Raw genomic sequence first — 20079 nt, 5'->3', positions numbered from 1 at the left:
AGGAAGTATGTTGGATGGCAGCGTATAAAATTGAACACCTGAACAAGTCTTTTGCGGATAAAGTGATATTTGATGACTTAGAATTTGCAGTTTCAGATAAAGAACGCATCGGCTTGGTAGGGATAAATGGTACAGGAAAAAGTTCATTACTCAAAGTGATTGCAGGGATGGATGAAGACTTTGATGGCGAAGTGACACATCCGAAGCAGTACCGTATTCGATATGCGTCACAACAACAATTTTTGGATGAAGACATGACAGTCTATGACGTGGTGTACAGTGCGGATACGGAAACATTACGTGCCATTAAGCGCTATGAACTTGCGACGGCAACATATGCTGAACAACAAACAGACAAAGCGCTCGAAGCAATGATGGCAGCACAGGCGACGATGGATATGTTGGAAGCTTGGGATTACAGTGCGGAAATTAAGACGATTTTATCGAAACTCGGCATTCATGATACAACGAAACGCATTGGTGAGTTATCAGGCGGGCAACAAAAGCGTGTTGTATTAGCGCGTACATTGATTGAACAACCGGATTTGTTGTTATTAGATGAGCCGACGAACCATTTGGACTTTGAATCCATTCATTGGTTGATTAACTTTGTCAAATCGTACCCGAAGACGGTCGTATTTGTCACGCATGACCGCTACTTTTTAAATGAAGTTGCGACACGTATTGTGGAGTTACAGCATGGAAAGTTGACATCTTATCCGGGGAATTACGAGGCGTATATTGCGATGCGTGCGGAACAAGAAGCGGTACTCGCACGTCAACAAACGAAACAACGCGCGTTATTTAAGCAAGAGTTGGCATGGATGCGTGCGGGTGTAAAAGCGCGAACGACGAAACAACAAGCACGACAAGATCGTTTTAAAGCGCTAGAACAAGAAGTGAAGTCACATCATATGCAAGAGAAAGGGGCATTGAATCTCGCACATTCACGTCTCGGTAAACAGGTGTTTGAACTTGAAGGTATCAGTAAAACAATCAATGGTCGTACGCTTTTTGAAAATCTTACGACGATTATTCAAAAAGGGGCACAAATCGGGATTGTTGGAACGAATGGTGCGGGTAAAACGACGTTACTCAATATACTTGCGGGTGAAGATACGGCATATAACGGTGTGTTGAAAGTGGGGCAGACGGTAAAGGTCGCATACTTCAAACAAACGGATGAACGTTTAAATCAAGATATCCGCATGATTGACTTTTTGCGTGAAGAACAAGAAGTGGCGAAGCAGAAAGATGGAACGACGGTTTCAGTGACGCAACTGTTGGAACAATTTTTATTTCCAACACAAACGCACGGTAAGAAAGTGTACAAGTTATCTGGCGGTGAACAAAAACGCCTCTATTTATTGCGCTTACTTGTGCATCAACCGAACGTCTTACTATTAGATGAACCGACGAATGATTTGGATACTGAAACATTAACGATTTTGGAAGATTATATTCAGACGTTTGGTGGGACAGTCATTACTGTGAGCCACGACCGCTATTTCTTAGATAAGGTTGTTGATTGTTATTGGTACATTCATGACGGTCAAGTCGATATGATTTTAGGACGTTTTGAAGATTATTTAGCGTATAAAAAGGAACAAGAGGCGATTGTAGAAGTTCAAAATCAACCCGCCACACCAGCACCTAAAAAGCCGAAGAAACGTGGCTTGTCATATAAAGAAAAACGTGAATATGAGTTATTGCTGGAGAGAATCGAGGAAGCTGAAACACGTTTGTCAGAAATTGATGAAGAGATGGTCGCAGCACATTCAGACTACTCGAAAATTCATACATTGAACGAAGAACGTGCAGCACTTGAAACGCAATATGAAACAGATATGACACGTTGGAGCGAGTTAGAAGAAATTATAGAACAATAAGAGGGGTAGCATGGAAGAGATCCTATCGTATTATTTCGGATATCAACAATTTAGACCAGGACAGCGTGAGATTATTGACCACGTCTTGTCGGAACATCATACATTAGGCGTTTTACCAACAGGTGGCGGTAAGTCTCTGTGTTATCAAGTGCCGGGCTTGAAGCTATCAGGAACAACGCTTGTCATTAGTCCATTAATCTCGTTGATGAAAGACCAAGTAGATCAACTGAAGACAATGGGGATTTCAGCTGCCTACCTAAATAGTAGCCAAAGCGTTAAAGAACAACAAGAGATTGAAGCGCAACTGCGAGCGGGAGACATTAAGTTTTTATACGTTGCGCCTGAACGCCTAGAACAACAGCGTTTTGTTTCGTTGTTACGCCGTTTATCGATTGCATTAGTCGCTTTCGATGAGGCGCACTGTATTTCAAAATGGGGCCATGACTTCCGTCCGAGTTATCAAGCGGTCATCAACACAGTGCTGAGCTTACCACAAAAGTTTGCGATTGTAGCGTTAACGGCGACAGCAACAGCGGAAGTGCAACAAGATATTATGCAGCGTTTGCACATTCATCCGAACTATGTTGTTAAGACGAGTATTAAGCGACGCAACTTGATATTTGAGGTTAATCCAACATATCAACGTGAGAAGTTCGTTGTAGATTACATTAAACGCCATGCGCAAGATTCAGGTGTCGTCTATTGTGCGACACGCAAACAAGTCGAGGCATTACATCACGCATTAGAAGATGCCGGTGTGTCTGCCACGTTCTATCACGCAGGTCGCACAGCGAAAGAACGAGAAGACGCGCAAAACGACTTTCTATACGATCGGACACGTGTCGTTGTTGCTACGAATGCATTCGGTATGGGCATCGACAAGTCTAACGTGCGCTTTGTGATTCACTACAATATGCCGGGAGACTTAGAATCATACTATCAAGAAGCGGGACGTGCCGGGCGTGACGGTTTAGAAAGTGAGTGTATCTTATTATTCAGCGAACGTGACATTGGCTTGCACGAATATTTTATTACGTCATCGAAAGCGGACGAAGACTATCAAGACAAAATGGGCGAAAAGCTGACGAAGATGATTCATTATACAAAGACGAAAAAATGTTTGGAAGCGACACTCGTGCACTATTTCGAACCGAATGAGCGCCTTGAAGAATGCGGACAATGTAGTAATTGTATCGCTAAAAATAAAACATATGACATGACGAAAGAAGCGAAAATGATCATTAGCTGTGTGGCACGTTTAGGTCAATGTGAAACGCACCAAACAGTCATTCAAGTGTTGCGCGGTGAGCATTCAGATTACATTCAACATCAAGGCTTTGAGCAAGTGTCCACATACGGCATCATGAAAGGTTACACGACGGGCGAGTTACATCATTTAATCGATGAATTGCGTTTTAAAGGATATTTGAATGCACATGATGACATTTTAATGTGTGATGATTCGGTTAAGAAGCTACTTAAAGAAGACGATCATGTCTACACAACACCATTTCGTCGCAAGTCAAAAGAGACGGTTAAAATCAATACGGTTGAAGGTGTCGATCGCAAGCTATTCGAACGTTTAGTCACAGTGCGTCAACAATTGAGTGAACAGCTCAACGTAACACCTGTCAATATCTTTTCAGACTACACATTAGAAGCCTTTGCGAAACGTAAACCGACAACAAAACAAGAAATGATTCATATAGAAGGTGTCGGCAGTTACAAGCTTAAACACTACTGCCCTGTCTTTTTAGAAGCCATTCAAGATTATAAAACAACAGCATAACGCATATAAACACTGGCATGATATTGTGTCAGTGTTTTTGTTCGATATATTAAGTAAATATGATAAACAAATAAGATTATTTTTTTTAGAAAATGTGTTTAAATAATGATAATAGTTTCGTATGTGGGGTAATGGATACATATAAACTGTTAAAAATAAAAAGAGAAGTGAGACGATGATTAAGTTTGAAAATGTATCTAAACGCTACGGCAACAAAACGGTTGTTGATAGCGTCAATATAGAAGTACAGGAAGGAGAATTTTTCGTTCTAATCGGGCCATCTGGTTCTGGCAAAACGACAACGATGAAAATGATTAACCGCCTCATCGATTTGTCTGAAGGCTATATTTATTTCAAAGACAAGCCGATTAGCGACTACTCCGTGTATGAAATGCGCTGGGATATGGGCTATGTGTTACAACAAATCGCCTTATTCCCACACATGTCCATTCGTGACAATATCGCACAAGTACCACTTATGAAACAATGGGATAAGCAAGCGATTGATGCGCGTGTTGATGAATTACTAGAAATGGTCGGTCTAGAACCCAAGCAATTCCGAGACCGTATGCCAAGTGAATTATCAGGCGGGCAACGTCAACGTGTCGGTGTCGTGCGAGCATTAGCAGCCGATCCACCGGTTATCTTAATGGATGAACCTTTCAGTGCATTAGATCCGATTACGCGAGAGAAGTTGCAAGATGATTTGCTGGCTTTACAAAGCAAAATTAACAAAACGATTGTCTTTGTGACGCATGATATTGAAGAAGCGTTCAAGTTGGGTGATCGCATTTGTCTCTTGAATCAAGGGCGTGTTGAACAGATTGGTACGCCGAACGACTTTGTGAAGTATCCGAAAAACGATTTTGTCCGTGAATTTATTGGTAATTTAACAGGTGTGGTACTCAATCATTTCTCACTGGGGAAAATTGTCGAATTGGCAGGCGAACCGGTATCGGATGGTGAAGGTCTGCATTTACCAGTTGTGCATCATGCAGACGCTGTAAGTGATGTGTATCGTGAGTTGGCGACACATGAAGCGGTTATTGTAGAAGTTGATGCACAACGTTGGCGTTTAGCACGTGAAGATATATTCCGCTTCTTATCCCAAAGTAAGGCGGGTGATGTACGATGAATACATTGTTATCAACACTCGTTGAACGAAAGGACGAACTATTCAACGCATTGCTTGAACATATCGAGCTATCATTTATTGCGTTGCTTATTGCCGTATTGATTGGCGTACCGTTAGGCATTTTATTGACGAAAACACCGAAGTTATCAGAACCGATTATTAATGTTGCTGCGGTTCTTCAAACGATTCCGTCATTAGCATTACTCGGTTTAATGATTCCGTTATTCGGTATTGGGACGGTACCAGCCGTTATCGCCTTGGTTATTTATGCGTTATTGCCGATATTGCGTAACACTTATACGGGTATCGTTGGTGTAGATGGCTCACTAATCGAAGCAGCGAAAGGGATTGGCATGAAGCCAGCACGTCGATTGCTGCGTGTCGAACTGCCATTAGCCATGCCTGTCATTATGGCAGGGATTCGTACCGCAATGGTCTTAATCATCGGTACTGCGACACTTGCGGCATTAATCGGAGCAGGCGGTCTTGGTGACTTAATTTTACTAGGTATCGACCGCAACAATACGTCACTTATTTTAATCGGTGCCATTCCAGCTGCCTTGCTTGCGATTCTGTTCGATATTTTGTTACGCGTGCTAAGTAACGTGTCGTATCGCAAAATGATGGTAACATTAGGCGTCGTGCTCGTTATCATGTTGAGCGTGTCAATTGCGCCAATGCTTGCACATAAAGATAATGAGATAACGATTGCCGGTAAGTTAGGAACCGAACCGTCGATTATTACGAATATGTATAAATTGATTATCGAGCAAGATACCGACTATAAGGTTGATGTGAAGGACGGTATGGGCAAAACAACGTTCCTTTTCAATGCGTTAAAATCAGATGAAATTGATGGTTACTTGGAATTTACAGGGACTGTTTTAGGCGAACTGACGAAAGAAACACCGAAGTCTAATGATGCTGCGAAAGTTTATGACCAAGCACGTTCAAGCTTAGAATCCCAATACGATATGACGTTGTTGAAGCCGATGAAATACAATAATACGTATGCATTAGCGGTTAAAAAGTCGTTCGCGGAAGAACATGATTTAAAAACAATCAGTGACTTGAAACGTGTGGAAAGTGAAATAAAACCAGGCTTTACGCTTGAATTTAACGACCGTGAAGATGGCTATCCAAAAGTCCAAAAAACGTATGATTTAAATTTTGAAAATGTAAGAACGATGGAGCCGAAATTACGCTATCAAGCTGTTGAAAAAGGTGAAATCAACTTGATTGATGCCTACTCAACAGATGCGGAACTGAAACAATACGATATGGTCGTGTTAGAGGACGACCAACACGTCTTCCCACCATATCAAGGTGCTCCGTTGTTTAAGCAGGACTTTCTTGAGAAACATCCTGATATTGTGAAGGCATTGAACAAGCTAGAAGGTAAAATTACCGATGAAGAAATGCAAGAGATGAACTATCGTGTTGCTGAAAAAGGGGAACGTCCATACGATGTTGCCAAAGAATACCTTAAAAAACACAATATTATTGATTAATGTCTAAACGTAGGGGGAAAATTCCCTCTGCGTTTTTTAAATGGAAATATAATCGACACTAGCTATTTTTGACTTTAATCGTTATAATAATTAACATATTTTAAATTTTCAGAATTAACTGGAGGTAGTATTTATGAAGTCACAAATAGCACAGTTACGCGCATACACACCTGGCTTATCACCAGAAGCGTTGAAGAAAAAGTTAGGCATTACCGGCGAATTACATAAACTCGCTTCAAATGAGAATGTCTACGGTCCTTCACCGAAAGCCAAAGAGGCAATTAAAACCCATGTGGATGATTTATTTTTATATCCGGAACCAAATGCGCCACTATTACAAGCAGCGATTGCGGAACATTATCAAGTTGCACCAGAGCAAGTGGTTTTTGGTGCGGGCTTAGATGAAATGATTGTGATTATTTCACGTACAGTGATTCGCTCAGGAGATAAGGTCGTAACGAGTGAAGGGACGTTTGGACAATACTTCCATAATGCTGTTGTAGAAGACGCAAATATTGTTCAAGTACCGTTAAATGAAGGGGCATTCGATTTAGATGCAATTGCTGATGCGGTTGATGACAAAACGGCACTTGTATGGATTTGTAACCCAAACAATCCAACAGGTACGTATCATAACGCCGAAGCGATTGAAGCATTTATTCAAAAAATCCCAAGTAACGTAACGATTTTATTTGATGAAGCGTATGCAGAATATGTGACAGCAGACGACTACCCAGACACAGTCGCTTTAATGCAGAAATACGACAATATTGCGATGTTACGTACATTCTCTAAAGCATATGGACTTGCTGGTTTACGTATCGGTTATATTATTGCGCCACCACCACTTGCGGAAAAGTTGAATGTGATTCGACCACCATTTAATACGACACGCTTATCAGAACAAGCTGCATTGGCTGCGTTCCAAGACCAAAGCTACTTACAACAAACAGTGGCAGCGAACAAAGCAGAACGTGATAAGTTTAATGATGTGAATACAACATTGAAACTATATCCAACACAAACGAACTTTGTATTTGTTGAAACAGATCGTGTTGCTGAGTTAGATGAAGCGCTACTGAAAGCGGGTATTATTGCGCGTGCTTTTCCAAACGGTGTCCGTATTACATTCGGATTCCCTGAACAAAATGAAGTTATTCGTCAGGTGCTCGCACAATTTTAGATATTGCTTGATAGGACGTAATGGCAACAATTTGCTATAATAAAGAGAGTTATGACAGTCACAAGGAGCGATAACATGAGAGAATCAATCGGAATTGATATGGACGAAGTTTTAGCGGATACGATAGGTGCGATTTTAGATGAGTTTAACCGTCGTACGCAATTAGGTGTTACAGTAGAACAAATCACTGGTAGAAAGATCTATGATATGATGCCAGAGCACGCAGTCATTGTCCGTGATATTTTAGCAGAAGATGGCTTTTTCGGACGTTTACCGGTCATTAAAGATGCACAAGAAGTCGTTGAAAAGTTGAACGAACATTACGATGTGTATATTGTGACGGCTGCAATGGACGTGCCGACTTCGTTCCATGACAAATACGAATGGTTACGCAAATATTTTCCATTCTTAGATCCACAGCATTTCGTTTTTTGTGGACGTAAAAATATCGCGGCAACTGATTATTTAATTGACGATAATCCAAAGCAGCTCGGTATCTTTAAAGGCAAGCCATTAATGTTTAGTGCACCACACAATCATGGCAATACAGACTTTGAACGTCTTAACAATTGGCGTGAAGTTGAAGCATATTTTTTAAATAAATAATACAAAAAAGGCACCTTTTCTGTCATTCAGAAAGGGTGTCTTTTAATGTAAAAGCGTGAGGAGTGGGACAAAAGCGTTTAACATTTGAGCAGAACCGAACGATGTTATTAATGCTTTTGGCAGTAGCTGACAGTCAGCCTTGCGGGGGCACTACAACGAAATCTTTGCTACGCATGAGATTTCTGCTCTTTAATAGAGAATACCTTTAAGCTTTATCTATTGCATTTACTGATTCAATTATATGAGTGGCAGTAGCTGACTGATGTCTGACTGCGCTTTTAGCTTGTCCGCCAACTAGTCAGCCTTGCGGGGGCACTACAACGAAATCTTTGCTGCGCATGAGATTTCTGCTCTTTAATAGAGAATACCTTTAAATTCACCTATTGCATTGACTACTTCAATTATATGAGTGGCAGTAGCTGACTGATGTCTGACTGCGCCCTTGGCTTGTCACACATCTAGTCATCCTTGCCGGGGCACTACAACGAAATCTTTGCTAACGCATGAGATTTCTGCTCTTTAATAGAGAATACCTTTAAATTCACCTATTGCATTTACTGATTCAATTATATGAGTGGCAGTAGCTGACTGATGTCTGACTACGCCCTTGGCTTGTCACACATCTAGTCATCCTTGCCGGGGCACTACAACGAAATCTTTGCTGCGCATGAGATTTCTGTAGTGCTCCCAAAAAAAGCGCACAATCGCTCGGACTGTACGCTAAAAATTGTATTTTATTTAACACCTTGCATTAAGTTTTTAATAAATGGTGTTGCAATGAATAATAAGATACCGATTGCGATGGCAATGCTTCCTGAATATAAGAAGTATTGGTTAGAGCTAATTGCTGTATAAACTGTAACCATCTGTGCGTTGATACCTTGAGCCATTGCATTAGATAAGAACCATACACTCATCATTTGAGCGGTAAATGCTTCTGGTGCTAGTTTTGTCGTTGTTGATAAACCGATTGGTGATAAGCAAAGCTCACCTAATGTCACGATTAGGAAACTTGCCACTAACCAGAATGGATTGATTAACTCGGCGCCACCTGATAATGGTACGACCATGATTAAGTATGATATACCTGCAAGTAATACACCGATTGCAAATTTCATTACAGTAGGTGGATTAAAACGGCCTAGTTTAACCCATAAGATTGAGAAGACTGGCGCAAGTACAACGATAAATAATGGGTTCAATGATTGGAACCAAGCTGGTGGAATATGGAAGTCAATCAAGCCACCTGTTACTTTTGCTAAGTCTAATTGTGTTTTTGTATCAGCGAACTGTGCTAATACTGTAGAACCTTGCTCTTGAATCATCCAGAACGCAACAGATGCGATGAACAACGGAATGTAAGCAAAGACACGTTTGCGCTCGTAATCTGCTGTTTTCTTGCTCGTAAGCATTTTGATGAAGTAGAACAATGGTAAACCGATACCTAATAGTGTTACAAAGTTTGCTAAGTTTGTAATATTGAGTTGACCCATTAATTGCAAGCCAATAACAACTACTACAATAATGATTAAAACGATTGCTGTTAAGCGGAAGAATTTTGTACGTTCTTCTTTTGTTAAAGGGTCAGGTACTTCTAATCCGGCTAAACCTAAATATTTCTTGTTTGTGATTAAATATGTAAGTAAACCAAAGAACATACCGACAGCAGCAATTGCGAATCCGGCGTGGAAACCAACGTTAATTTGTGTCCAACCAATGATTAATGGTGAAATCAAACTACCTAAGTTGATAGACATGTAGAAGATTGTAAATGCAGAGTCCACACGTGGATCGTTCTTGTCATATAATAGGCCAACTGTTGAAGAAATATTTGGTTTCAACAAGCCTGTACCAATAATTAAGAAGAATAATGCTATTAATAATAATGTAAAGTTATTCGGTAGTGATAATAAAATATGCCCAATCATAATTAAAATACCACCATAGAATAACGCGTGACGTGTACCGATAAGACGGTCAGCAATCCAACCACCAATCACACCACTCATATAGATCAATGCACCGTACATAGAAACGATTTGTAGGGCAACGCCTTGATCAATACCAAAGCCACCTTTGGCTACAGAGTAATAAATGTAGTAAGCTAAAATGGCCTTCATACCATAGTAACTAAACCTCTCCCAAAACTCTGTAAAGAATAGGGTGCTTAGCCCTTTAGGATGCCCGAAGAAACCTGTACGTGGTGTACTGTTCAGAATCTCTTCCTTTGTGTAATGTTTGCTCATAATACTTCCCCTTTCCTTTCTTGAGAGTTAAACACTATTTTATACCTATTAATTAATTTAAACAAGAAAATTCTGAAAAAATAATTTATGCAATTTTGTGACGTTATCGTACAGAAATATTGTGTCGATGTTTTCTAATAGAAGAAAAGAAAATCCCGGCATATACCGTTTGTGTTTCAACAGTATATGTCGAGATTATCATTTAACGATTATCGATTGTTTCTGGATAAAGGTCATGATTCATCATGCGATATTCCGCCATTTTTTCATATTTGCTATCTGGGCGACCGTAGTTTGTATATGGATCAATTGAAATGCCACCACGCGGCGTGAACTTGCCCCAAACTTCAATATAATGCGGATCCATTAATTCGATAAGATCATTCATGATAATGTTCATACAATCTTCGTGAAAGTCGCCATGATTACGGAAACTAAATAAATATAATTTAAGCGACTTAGATTCGACCATTTTGACATTTGGAATATAAGAAATGTAAATCGTCGCAAAGTCAGGTTGCCCTGTAATCGGACAGAGCGATGTAAACTCAGGGCAATTGAATTTAACAAAGTAATCGCGACCTTGGTGTTTATTATCAAATGTTTCCAAGACATCTGGGCGATAGTCAAAGTTGTACGTGTTATTTTGGTTTCCTAGTAATGTAATATCTTGTAAGTCTTCTTTTGAACGTCCTTCAGACATCGTAAGACCTCCTCTATAAATTATGTTTTTGATTGATTGTGTTGGCGACGCTTAGGTGAAGCAGCTCGGCGTGCGACTTCAAACATATAGTAGCTGGCAGTCAAAATAATGACATAACCGATAACCGCGTAAAAGTCCGGCGATTCGCCAAAGAGTACAAAGCCAATTAAGGCAGTGAACAGAATAGATGCGTACGTAAAAATAGAAATGTCCTTCGCAGGTGCATAACTATAAGCAACCGTCACACCAATTTGACCTACAGCAGCTGATAAACCAGCAAAGATTAAATAAGTGATTTGCATCGGCGTCATTGGCTCATATGTGAACAGTACGAATGGTAGCAACGCAACAACAGAAAAGAATGAAAAGTAGAATACAATCGTGTATGGCGCTTCTCGAGTACTCAAAGCACGTACAGCTGTATAGGCACCCGCAGCGAAAATACCAGATAATAAGCCCATAACGGCTGGTAAGACGTCGGACGAGAACTCGGGTTGTACAACAAAGAACATGCCGATAATTGCGACAATCATTGCGACGAATTGATAGCGTTCAATATGTTCTTTCAAAATAATTAAGCTGAGTAAAATCGTCCAAAACGGGTTGAGTTTCATTAAAATGTCTGCATCACTCAATACCATATGATCAATAGCATAAATATTGAGTAGGACACCTGTTAAGCCGAGCATAGAGCGTGTGATTAATAAAGGTTGGCTACTCAACTTACCAAAAAAAGGTTGTTTATACTTCAAGATGAAAAACAAGGGGATAAACATCGCGACGAAATTTCGCGCTAATGATTTTTGAAAGACAGGTAAGTCGCCGGCAAGACGAAAAAAAACTGCCATAAAGCTAAAACCAATAGCAGAAATTAAGATTGCGATAATGCCTTTCATTTTCGAATTCATGCAATCGCCTCTATATAACTAAATTTTCAACGTAACTATCGTAGCACAAAAGCAATGGATGTGCTACATTTCAATTTTTTGATTTTATCATTGCAATGATGATACAGTAGGAACATTGATTTTGTAGAAGAAAGGTGTATAATAAAAGGCGAACGCACGTTCTGTTATCGTTTTTTAAGAAAGTCAAGCGAAAAACCTCCACATTTGTTCAAATAATTTTCTTAAATGTTGTACATATTGATACCATTGCTTTTGACTGTGTTGAGATGTAATACTTCAATATTTTCCTCTTTTAATTCAAGAATATGTTAGGTATAATGTAGCACAGAATGTAGTGTTCGACAGACGAATAACACACTATATATTGTGTTTTGTACAAGTTGAATATGGTATGTACGATGTAGAGGGGATGCTTACATATGATATGGATTCGTATACACGTTTCATATCGCGTAATTGTTCGGTAAGCGAATAACGTTGATATAAAAGATATCGTGGCTTATCGACATAAAGTATTTGGACGAAACCGAAATGTATGTTCGTGTTTTGGTACTTTGATTGAACCTATGAAGTACAATTGGGGAATGTGAATATCGAGAGTCATAACGCACTGTTAAGAGATGGCGTTTGAAAGGCGGTCATTTTTATGAAAGTTGTTTTTTATTCTTTTACAGGCAATGTTAGACGATTTCTTAAAAGAACAGAATTAGAAGATATATATGAAATTACAGAAGCCAACGCCTCTGAAAAGATTTCAGAACCCTTTATTTTAGTAACAGGAACGATTGGTTTTGGAGAAGTTCCAGCGCCTGTTGAACAGTTTTTAGCTGAGAATAGCACATGGATACAAGGTGTAGCGGCAAGCGGCAATCGCAATTGGGGAAATAATTTTGCGAAAGCGGGTGTGACAATCTCACAAACGTATGACGTTCCGTTACTGATGAAGTTTGAGTTGCACGGCACTTTGAAAGATACTTTGGAGTTTAAAGAGAAGGTGGTTAATTTTGATGAAAGCTATGGAAGAGAAGCATTACAATCATATTGAGTTAAATAATGAAGTAACGAAACGCAATGAGAGTGGCTTTTTTAATTTGGAGAAAGACCAAGAAGCATTAAACGTATACTTGGAAGAGATTCACGACAAAACAGTCCACTTTGATAACGAGCTTGCCCGCCTTCACTTTTTAGTGGCAAATCAGTTTTATTACAATGTTTTCAACGACTATACTGAACCACAGTTGACAGATATTATGGACTTCGCGAATGCATTACCATTCCGCTTTGCAAGCTATATGTCCGCAAGTAAGTTCTATAAAGATTATGCACTTAAAACGAATGATAAATCACAATATCTCGAGAATTATCATCAGCACGTGACAATCGTATCATTGTACTTAGCGAAGGGTGACGTAGCACTTGCGAAACGCTTTATCCAAGCGATGATTGACCAACGCTATCAACCGGCGACGCCAACGTTTTTAAATGCTGGTCGAGCAAGACGTGGGGAATTAGTGTCATGTTTCTTATTAGAAGTAGATGATAGCTTGAATTCTATCAACTTTATCGACTCTACGGCGAAACAATTGAGTAAGATTGGTGGCGGTGTCGCAATCAACTTATCTAAGCTACGCGCACGTGGTGAAGCGATTAAAGGCATTAAAGGCGTTGCAAAAGGGGTATTACCTGTTGCAAAAGCACTTGAAGGTGGCTTTAGCTATGCAGACCAACTCGGTCAACGTCCAGGTGCCGGTGCCGTTTATTTAAACATTTTCCATTATGATGTGGAAGAATTTTTAGATACGAAAAAGGTAAATGCGGATGAAGATTTGCGTTTATCAACAATTTCAACAGGTTTAATTGTACCGTCTAAGTTTTTCGATTTAGCAAAAGAAGGTAAGGACTTCTATATGTTTGCGCCACACACGGTAGAACAAGAGTATGGTGTGACGTTGGATGATATTAACATCGATGAGTACTACGATCGCCTTGTTGAAAATCCAAACATTATGAAGAAACGTAAAGATGCACGTGAGATGCTGAATATGATTGCGCAGACACAATTGCAATCAGGTTACCCGTATTTGATGTTTAAAGACAATGCGAACCGTGTACACGCGAATAGCAATATCGGTCAAATTAAGATGAGTAACTTATGTACGGAGATTTTCCAACTTCAAGAAACATCTATTATTAACGATTATGGTATTGAAGATGAAATCAAACGTGACATTTCATGTAACTTAGGATCATTGAATATCGTGAACGTGATGGAATCAGATAAATTCAGAGATTCTGTACATACGGGTATGGACGCTTTGACAGTTGTGAGTGATGAAGCGAACATTCAAAATGCGCCGGGTGTAAGAAAAGCGAACAGCGAATTGCATTCAGTAGGTCTTGGTGTGATGAACTTACACGGTTACTTGGCGAAAAACCAAATTAACTATGAGTCAGAAGAAGCGAAAGACTTTGCGAACGTATTCTTCATGATGATGAACTACTATTCAATCGAACGTTCAATGCAGATTGCGAAAGAACGCGGCGAAGCATTCAAAGGCTTTGAGTTATCAGACTATGCAAGCGGTCGTTATTTTGAACGTTATACGTCAGAAGACTTCTTGCCACAATATGACAAAGTACAAGCACTATTTGCACCACATCAGATTCCAACACAAGAAGATTGGCGTGCACTAGAAGCAGATGTTAAGAAATACGGTTTATACCACGCATATCGTTTAGCGATTGCGCCAACACAAAGTATTTCTTACGTACAAAATGCGACAAGCTCTGTCATGCCGATTGTCGATCAAATTGAACGTCGTACGTATGGTAATGCTGAGACATTCTACCCAATGCCGTTCTTGTCACCACAAACAATGTGGTACTACAAGTCAGCGTTCAATACAGATCAAATGAAGTTAATCGATTTGATTGCGACGATTCAAACGCATATTGACCAAGGTATCTCAACGATTTTATACGTAAACTCTGATATTTCAACACGTGAATTGGCACGTCTGTATGTCTATGCACATCATAAAGGACTTAAATCATTGTATTACACACGTAACAAGTTATTGAGTGTTGAAGAATGTACAAGTTGCGCAATTTAATCATGCGCCATGCATTGTAAATAGCAAGGTTAAAAGTGACAATGAATAGTAGTGAGGGATTACTTCTATTCACATATTCGAAGCGGACGGCAGCATCTTTAGCAAATAAGATTGCTGTCGGACTTCGTATAGATGAGTGTTGGAAAAATGATAGATAGGAGATTTTTTATGTCAATGATTGCTGTTAATTGGAATACACAAGAAGACATGACGAATATGTTTTGGCGTCAAAACATTGCGCAGATGTGGGTGGAAACAGAATTTAAAGTTTCAAAAGATATTGCAAGTTGGAAGACTTTAACAGAAGCAGAGCAAGATGCATTCAAAAAGGCGTTAGCGGGTTTAACAGGACTTGATACGCACCAAGCAGATGACGGTATGCCGTTAATTATGATGCATACGAAAGATTTACGTAAAAAAGCGGTTTATTCTTTTATGGGAATGATGGAACAAATCCATGCCAAAAGTTATTCGCACATTTTTACAACGTTATTACCATCTAGAGAGACGAATGAACTGTTAGACAAATGGGTGCTAGAAGAACCGCATTTAAAGTTCAAGTCTGAAAAGATTGTCGGTAACTATCATAAATTATGGAAACCAGAAGCGTCTATTTACGATCAATATATGGCGCGTGTATCAAGCGTGTTCTTAGAGACGTTCTTATTCTACTCTGGTTTCTACTATCCGTTATATTTAGCGGGTCAAGGACGTATGACAACGTCTGGCGAAATCATCCGTAAGATTTTATTGGATGAATCGATTCACGGTGTTTTCACAGGCTTGGATGCACAAAGTTTACGAAACGAGCTGTCAGAAAGTGAAAAACAACGTGCAGATCGTGAAATGTACAAGTTGTTGGAAGAACTTTATGCGAATGAAGAATCATACACACGTAGCTTATATGAACCGATTGGCTTAGCGGAAGACGTATTGAATTACGTTCGCTATAACGGTAACAAAGCGTTATCGAACTTAGGATTTGAGCCATATTTTGAAGAGCGTGAGTTCAATCCGATTATCGAAAACGCCTTGGATACAACGACGAAAAACCATGACTTCTTCTCAGTAAAAGGTGACGGTTATACACTCGCATTGAATGTAGAAGCATTACGTGACGAAGACTTTTTATTTTAATAGAGATAAAGAAGCGGTACACACATATTTGGGTATATGTGCGTACCGCTTTTTCGCTAGTTGGTTATGGTTGTGGTGTAAATTAATGTTGATATTTAGTAAGAAAATAGATATACTCCTTTTACTTATACTGTATAGTGCTAGATGATGAGTATGGCAATGAAAGATGTGAAGAAGCGCATGAAATTATTAAGGGTCAGAAATATAAAACCTAATTTCATGGAACTAAAAAACTACAGGGTGAAGGCTGATTATCATAATGAACGTTTGACAAATCATGAAATCAATGAGGTAAAAAGATTTGTCAAAACTTTTGATGACAGTTACCAAATAATATTCAATGAATTGTGAGGTTTTATTATGAGTGACGGTAAAGAAATTCTTAGCCCAATGATTACGCATGCAGTGGATGACTTGAATAAAATGAGCGGTTTCGAAAATAAATTTGTATGTCGTTATGATGCTCAAAATGATTGGTATGACATCATGCATTCAATTGAAAATGATATACAGCAGAATGATGAAATAGCAAAAATGGTGTCAGACATTCTGTATCATCATTTAATTAGCCAAGGTGTATATAACTTTTCGTTTTATGAAGATAAACATGTGATTGCTAAAAGTACTTATGAATTTGAGCCAAATGTTAATAAGCATATAGAAGATAAAGTAGTGACAATGCGCAATTAGTAAAATGTACTAAAAGTCGTAGGGGCTGAGACATTAGCTGACTGGGGTGCTAATACGTCACGCATACTCAGCCTTGTAGGTATTGGGTAGCGGCTGTCCTACGCCATAAATCCTAATAGTAATAGAGATAAAGAAGCGGTACACACATATTTGGATATATGTGCGTACCGCTTTTTCGTTATACGTCAAAGTAATGATGATAATGCAGTTGGCATCTGCTATTGAAAAGTGACTGGCAGTTTGGACAGTGCGTCACTTGCATATACGTTTGAATCGTCATTTCATGCTGACAGACGCCACATAAGATGGCTTTCGTCTGTTCAAAGGTGTCAGCGGGCCACTGTTCAGGTGGATGTGTTTCCGCTTCGTTATGACAATGAATGCAAGGGTAGTACTTATCACAACATTTGAATTTAATTGCGATAATATCGACCTCTGTATGGTAATGTGTGCATCGCGTCTCGTTATCAACTGTTGCCCCATAAACGTGTGTCATCGTGATTAGTCCTCTAACGGTTCGCCGATAATACGCACTTCACGTTCCAATGTCACGTCAAACTTTTCTTTGACGACTTGCTGTACATGCTTGATTAAGTTCTCGTAGTCTGTCGCTGTCCCATGATCAACATTGACCATAAAGCCCGCGTGTTTTTTAGACACTTCAACACCACCGACACGATGTCCTTGAAGTTCGGCGTCTTGGATGAGCTTGCCTGCAAAGTGACCAGGTGGACGGCGGAATACGCTACCACATGACGGATATTCAAGCGGCTGTTTCGATTCACGACGCTCCGTCAAATCATCCATCACTTCTTGAATTGCTTCTTGTTTGCCAGGCGTGAGTGTAAAAGCTGCTTCTAACACGACATAGTGCTCGCTTTGAATGATACTATTACGATAATCCAAAGCCAATTCGTTATGTGTCAATTGAAGCATATCGCCTTTTTCATCAATGACACGTGCGTAGTCGATGACATCTTTAATTTCACCACCATAAGCGCCCGCATTCATATAAACAGCGCCACCGACTGAGCCTGGAATGCCACAAGCAAATTCCAAACCAGTTAATGATAAGTCACGTGCTTTACGTGAGACATCAATAATAGCCGCACCACTACCTGCGACAATCGTTGCATCGGCTGCTTGAATGTGATTGAGTTCGAGTAAGCTCAATACAATGCCTCGAATACCACCGTCACGAATAATAATGTTAGAGCCGTTACCCAAATAGGTCACAGGGATGTCATGTTCATACGCATATTTAACGACTTGCTGAACGTCTTCATAGCGCTTGGGCGAAATATAAAAATCTGCAATGCCACCCGTTTCTGTATACGTATATTTTTTGAGTGGTTCATTCACTTTGATGATTTCTTTTGGAACCATTTGTTCAAGGTCTTGCAAGATGTTAGTGCTCATTCTGTGTAACATCCTTTCTTTTATCATTATCTTTATTTTACCTGTTCTGAGTGTTGAAAGTCATGTATCAACCTATAAAATTAATAAGTGTTATAACATTTTGCCCAGTTGTGTGAAAAGTTGTTGTTTTCCTATTTCGTAGTCACGAATTGTTTGACTTGATGTCAGTAAGGCTTGTTTTTGTTGTGCGAAGAAAGCAATCGCATCAGGCGACGTCGTTAATAGGTGATCGAGCGCAACATAATGGTCGAATAAGTCTGTGTTGCGTTGTAAAATATGAAGGCGTACTTGTTGTTTTAAGTCAGACAAGTTATTAAAGCGTGCCATCATCACTTTTTTATGGTACGTATGATGTAAACGATAAAAACCTGCATAGTTTAAGCGTTTCTCATCAAGTGATGTAATATCATGTAAGTTATCAACACCGACTAAAATATCAAGTATCGGTTCAGTCGGATAATTAAAATGCTGCGTGCCACCAATATGTTGTGTTGACTTAACAGGTGAGTCTAACAGGTCGAACAACAACGTGCGGTAATGCGCATATTGTTGAGCATAATCATCTTTCGTCGCATGTGTGACAAAAGGTTGAACATCTGAATACATGCGTTGTCCTCCTTATGGATTCATTCATACAGGTCTATAATTCTGCATTACTATAACACATATTATTTTCAAGTTAAATATGTTTCGGTATAATACGAGGTGTTAAGGGGTGCTATCATGAAAAAATTTAAAACCATAATGACATTTTGTATTGTCGTTGTCTTTGTTTTAACCGCTTGTAGTGGCCAGTCGCAAAGTGATAAAACAGCCTTTGATGCACAATTAACACGCGTTGCAGACAAAGAAAAAGTATTCAACCAAACATTAGATGACATGGCGCTATACAAGTTGAAAGATTTAGGGCAAGGGGATACGACAGACGAAAGTAAAAAAGTATTCCAAGCATTCGATACAAAAATTAAAAAACAGCTCAAACCGAAATTCCAAGCATACAATAAGGCAGTACAACAACTACCGGCTTCTAATGATGATTTGAAATCCGTTAAACAAGCCTATGTCAAAGGAATGAAGGGGAAAGAGAAAGAGATTCAACGCCTCGAAGATTTTGTGACACAATGTATCGCATCCATTGAGGCTAATGAAAATATTTTAAATGATACACAAGCCTTTGAATCACATCGTGGTCACGTTGAAGCGTATATTGCAGAAGCACATTCGACAGCAGAGGGTGCTGAAGAAAGTGCTGCGTTAGAAGAGATGTTAGAATCACAGAACGACAAGATAAAAACGAGTGCAGAAGAAGCTGCAGGGCATAATGATGATGGCAAAGAAGCGCAAGTGTATAGAGATGAAACGATTCCGCTCATTCAACAACAAATAAAAGCATTAAATCAGAAACAGCTCCATAATAATGCAGTGAGTCAAGCAAGACAAAGTGCCATTGAGATGTATTATGATCTTGAACGTTATTACGAAACGCGTGTGAAAACAATTGAATATAGTCAAGCGTTAGCGAAAATCGATGTAAATCACTTGGTTACATCATCAGAACAGCTAGAACATTATAACGACAGTTTTCAACAAAAATATGATGCATTATAAATGATTGCACACGATTGAATGAGGGTATAAATAACGAAGAGGCGAACACATTATGAGTGTAGAAGTACTTGTCATGGGGGAGACAGTGTTTCTGGCTAAGCAAAAATAATGCGGGCCTTACTTACGATATTTGAATGATTGA

17 protein-coding genes are annotated in these 20079 nt (G+C 39.4%); 11 read left to right on the top strand and 6 right to left on the bottom strand.

What is annotated here, in order from left to right; all coding sequences use genetic code 11:
• The first annotated feature begins 14 nt into the window (after positions 1 to 14).
• The 6 genes from CD122_RS04535 to CD122_RS04510 all read left to right on the top strand — a co-directional run bounded on the left by CD122_RS04535 (position 15) and on the right by CD122_RS04510 (position 8113).
• Positions 15 to 1889: an ABC-F family ATP-binding cassette domain-containing protein gene (locus CD122_RS04535; RefSeq protein ID WP_103357819.1), complete on the top strand. Its 1875-nt coding sequence runs from the start codon at positions 15 to 17 to the stop codon at positions 1887 to 1889.
• A 10-nt stretch (positions 1890 to 1899) separates the two neighbouring features.
• A complete protein-coding gene (recQ, locus tag CD122_RS04530) occupies positions 1900 to 3678 on the top strand; it encodes a DNA helicase RecQ (protein ID WP_103357818.1) in 1779 nt (592 codons plus the stop codon).
• Positions 3679 to 3853: 175 nt separating this feature from the next.
• A complete protein-coding gene (locus CD122_RS04525) occupies positions 3854 to 4813 on the top strand; it encodes an ABC transporter ATP-binding protein (protein ID WP_103357817.1) in 960 nt (319 codons plus the stop codon).
• Positions 4810 to 6324 carry an ABC transporter permease/substrate-binding protein gene (locus CD122_RS04520; protein WP_103357816.1) on the top strand — a complete coding sequence of 505 codons (1515 nt, stop codon included), beginning with the start codon at positions 4810 to 4812 and terminating at the stop codon, positions 6322 to 6324. The genes CD122_RS04525 and CD122_RS04520 overlap by 4 nt, the downstream gene beginning before the upstream one ends.
• A gap of 133 nt (positions 6325 to 6457) precedes the next feature.
• A complete protein-coding gene (hisC, locus tag CD122_RS04515; RefSeq protein WP_103357815.1) occupies positions 6458 to 7507 on the top strand; it encodes a histidinol-phosphate transaminase in 1050 nt (349 codons plus the stop codon).
• Between the two features lie 75 nt (positions 7508 to 7582).
• A complete protein-coding gene (locus CD122_RS04510) occupies positions 7583 to 8113 on the top strand; it encodes a 5' nucleotidase, NT5C type (RefSeq protein ID WP_103357814.1) in 531 nt (176 codons plus the stop codon).
• Positions 8114 to 8847: 734 nt separating this feature from the next.
• Here the strand turns inward: CD122_RS04510 and CD122_RS04505 are convergent.
• From CD122_RS04505 to CD122_RS04495, 3 genes are all read right to left on the bottom strand, one after another.
• Positions 8848 to 10359 (bottom strand): peptide MFS transporter, encoded by a 1512-nt coding sequence (locus tag CD122_RS04505; RefSeq protein ID WP_103357813.1) that lies wholly within the window; start codon positions 10357 to 10359, stop codon positions 8848 to 8850.
• Between the two features lie 202 nt (positions 10360 to 10561).
• Positions 10562 to 11062, bottom strand: coding sequence for a preQ(1) synthase (queF, locus tag CD122_RS04500; RefSeq protein WP_103357812.1), 501 nt, complete (start codon positions 11060 to 11062; stop codon positions 10562 to 10564).
• A gap of 20 nt (positions 11063 to 11082) precedes the next feature.
• Positions 11083 to 11970, bottom strand: coding sequence for a DMT family transporter (locus CD122_RS04495; RefSeq protein WP_103357811.1), 888 nt, complete (start codon positions 11968 to 11970; stop codon positions 11083 to 11085).
• Positions 11971 to 12616: 646 nt separating this feature from the next.
• Between CD122_RS04495 and nrdI the strand changes: the two genes are divergently transcribed.
• The 4 genes from nrdI (at position 12617) to CD122_RS04470 (ending at position 16910) form a co-directional block, all read left to right on the top strand.
• The gene (nrdI, locus tag CD122_RS04490) at positions 12617 to 13015 is read left to right on the top strand and encodes a class Ib ribonucleoside-diphosphate reductase assembly flavoprotein NrdI (protein WP_103357810.1); all 399 of its coding nucleotides are present in this window, start codon (positions 12617 to 12619) and stop codon (positions 13013 to 13015) included.
• The gene (gene nrdE, locus CD122_RS04485) at positions 12978 to 15083 is read left to right on the top strand and encodes a class 1b ribonucleoside-diphosphate reductase subunit alpha (protein ID WP_103357809.1); all 2106 of its coding nucleotides are present in this window, start codon (positions 12978 to 12980) and stop codon (positions 15081 to 15083) included. Before nrdI ends, nrdE begins: the two co-directional genes overlap by 38 nt.
• 174 nt (positions 15084 to 15257) lie before the next feature.
• On the top strand, positions 15258 to 16220 hold the full coding sequence (gene nrdF / locus CD122_RS04480; RefSeq protein ID WP_103357841.1) for a class 1b ribonucleoside-diphosphate reductase subunit beta: 963 nt from the start codon (positions 15258 to 15260) through the stop codon (positions 16218 to 16220).
• Between the two features lie 360 nt (positions 16221 to 16580).
• Positions 16581 to 16910, top strand: a complete 330-nt coding sequence (locus tag CD122_RS04470; RefSeq protein WP_103357807.1) for a hypothetical protein — start codon at positions 16581 to 16583, stop codon at positions 16908 to 16910.
• A 178-nt stretch (positions 16911 to 17088) separates the two neighbouring features.
• On the opposite strand, the gene CD122_RS04465 is transcribed toward CD122_RS04470, so the two are convergent.
• The 3 genes from CD122_RS04465 to CD122_RS04455 all read right to left on the bottom strand — a co-directional run bounded on the left by CD122_RS04465 (position 17089) and on the right by CD122_RS04455 (position 18935).
• Entirely contained in the window at positions 17089 to 17406 is a 318-nt protein-coding gene (locus CD122_RS04465) for a CHY zinc finger protein (RefSeq protein WP_103357806.1), read from the bottom strand.
• Positions 17407 to 17411: 5 nt separating this feature from the next.
• Positions 17412 to 18329, bottom strand: a complete 918-nt coding sequence (gene murB, locus CD122_RS04460) for a UDP-N-acetylmuramate dehydrogenase (RefSeq protein WP_240624120.1) — start codon at positions 18327 to 18329, stop codon at positions 17412 to 17414.
• Positions 18330 to 18419: 90 nt separating this feature from the next.
• Entirely contained in the window at positions 18420 to 18935 is a 516-nt protein-coding gene (locus CD122_RS04455) for a GrpB family protein (RefSeq protein ID WP_103357804.1), read from the bottom strand.
• 117 nt (positions 18936 to 19052) lie between these two features.
• Between CD122_RS04455 and CD122_RS04450 the strand changes: the two genes are divergently transcribed.
• Entirely contained in the window at positions 19053 to 19937 is an 885-nt protein-coding gene (locus CD122_RS04450; RefSeq protein ID WP_103357803.1) for an EMYY motif lipoprotein, read from the top strand.
• Positions 19938 to 20079 lie beyond the last annotated feature (142 nt).

The organism is Staphylococcus rostri (assembly GCF_002902145.1).
Taxonomy (GTDB): Bacteria; Bacillota; Bacilli; order Staphylococcales; family Staphylococcaceae; genus Staphylococcus; species Staphylococcus rostri.
Note: the sequence above shows the minus strand (reverse complement) of the source record. Positions and strands in the feature narration are given on the sequence as shown.

Excerpts from the sequence above, each read along its gene's own strand:
- CD122_RS04455 (WP_103357804.1), bottom strand. The coding sequence starts at position 18,935 with ATGTATTCAGATGTTCAACCTTTTGTCACACATGCGACGAAAGATGAT.
- CD122_RS04520 (WP_103357816.1), top strand. The coding sequence starts at position 4,810 with ATGAATACATTGTTATCAACACTCGTTGAACGAAAGGACGAACTATTC.
- nrdI (WP_103357810.1), top strand. The coding sequence starts at position 12,617 with ATGAAAGTTGTTTTTTATTCTTTTACAGGCAATGTTAGACGATTTCTT.
- CD122_RS04510 (WP_103357814.1), top strand. The coding sequence starts at position 7,583 with ATGAGAGAATCAATCGGAATTGATATGGACGAAGTTTTAGCGGATACG.
- CD122_RS04495 (WP_103357811.1), bottom strand. The coding sequence starts at position 11,970 with ATGAATTCGAAAATGAAAGGCATTATCGCAATCTTAATTTCTGCTATT.
- murB (WP_240624120.1), bottom strand. The coding sequence starts at position 18,329 with ATGAGCACTAACATCTTGCAAGACCTTGAACAAATGGTTCCAAAAGAA.
- queF (WP_103357812.1), bottom strand. The coding sequence starts at position 11,062 with ATGTCTGAAGGACGTTCAAAAGAAGACTTACAAGATATTACATTACTA.
- recQ (WP_103357818.1), top strand. The coding sequence starts at position 1,900 with ATGGAAGAGATCCTATCGTATTATTTCGGATATCAACAATTTAGACCA.
- CD122_RS04505 (WP_103357813.1), bottom strand. The coding sequence starts at position 10,359 with ATGAGCAAACATTACACAAAGGAAGAGATTCTGAACAGTACACCACGT.
- CD122_RS04465 (WP_103357806.1), bottom strand. The coding sequence starts at position 17,406 with ATGACACACGTTTATGGGGCAACAGTTGATAACGAGACGCGATGCACA.
- nrdF (WP_103357841.1), top strand. The coding sequence starts at position 15,258 with ATGATTGCTGTTAATTGGAATACACAAGAAGACATGACGAATATGTTT.
- nrdE (WP_103357809.1), top strand. The coding sequence starts at position 12,978 with ATGAAAGCTATGGAAGAGAAGCATTACAATCATATTGAGTTAAATAAT.
- CD122_RS04525 (WP_103357817.1), top strand. The coding sequence starts at position 3,854 with ATGATTAAGTTTGAAAATGTATCTAAACGCTACGGCAACAAAACGGTT.
- CD122_RS04470 (WP_103357807.1), top strand. The coding sequence starts at position 16,581 with ATGAGTGACGGTAAAGAAATTCTTAGCCCAATGATTACGCATGCAGTG.
- CD122_RS04450 (WP_103357803.1), top strand. The coding sequence starts at position 19,053 with ATGAAAAAATTTAAAACCATAATGACATTTTGTATTGTCGTTGTCTTT.
- CD122_RS04535 (WP_103357819.1), top strand. The coding sequence starts at position 15 with ATGGCAGCGTATAAAATTGAACACCTGAACAAGTCTTTTGCGGATAAA.
- hisC (WP_103357815.1), top strand. The coding sequence starts at position 6,458 with ATGAAGTCACAAATAGCACAGTTACGCGCATACACACCTGGCTTATCA.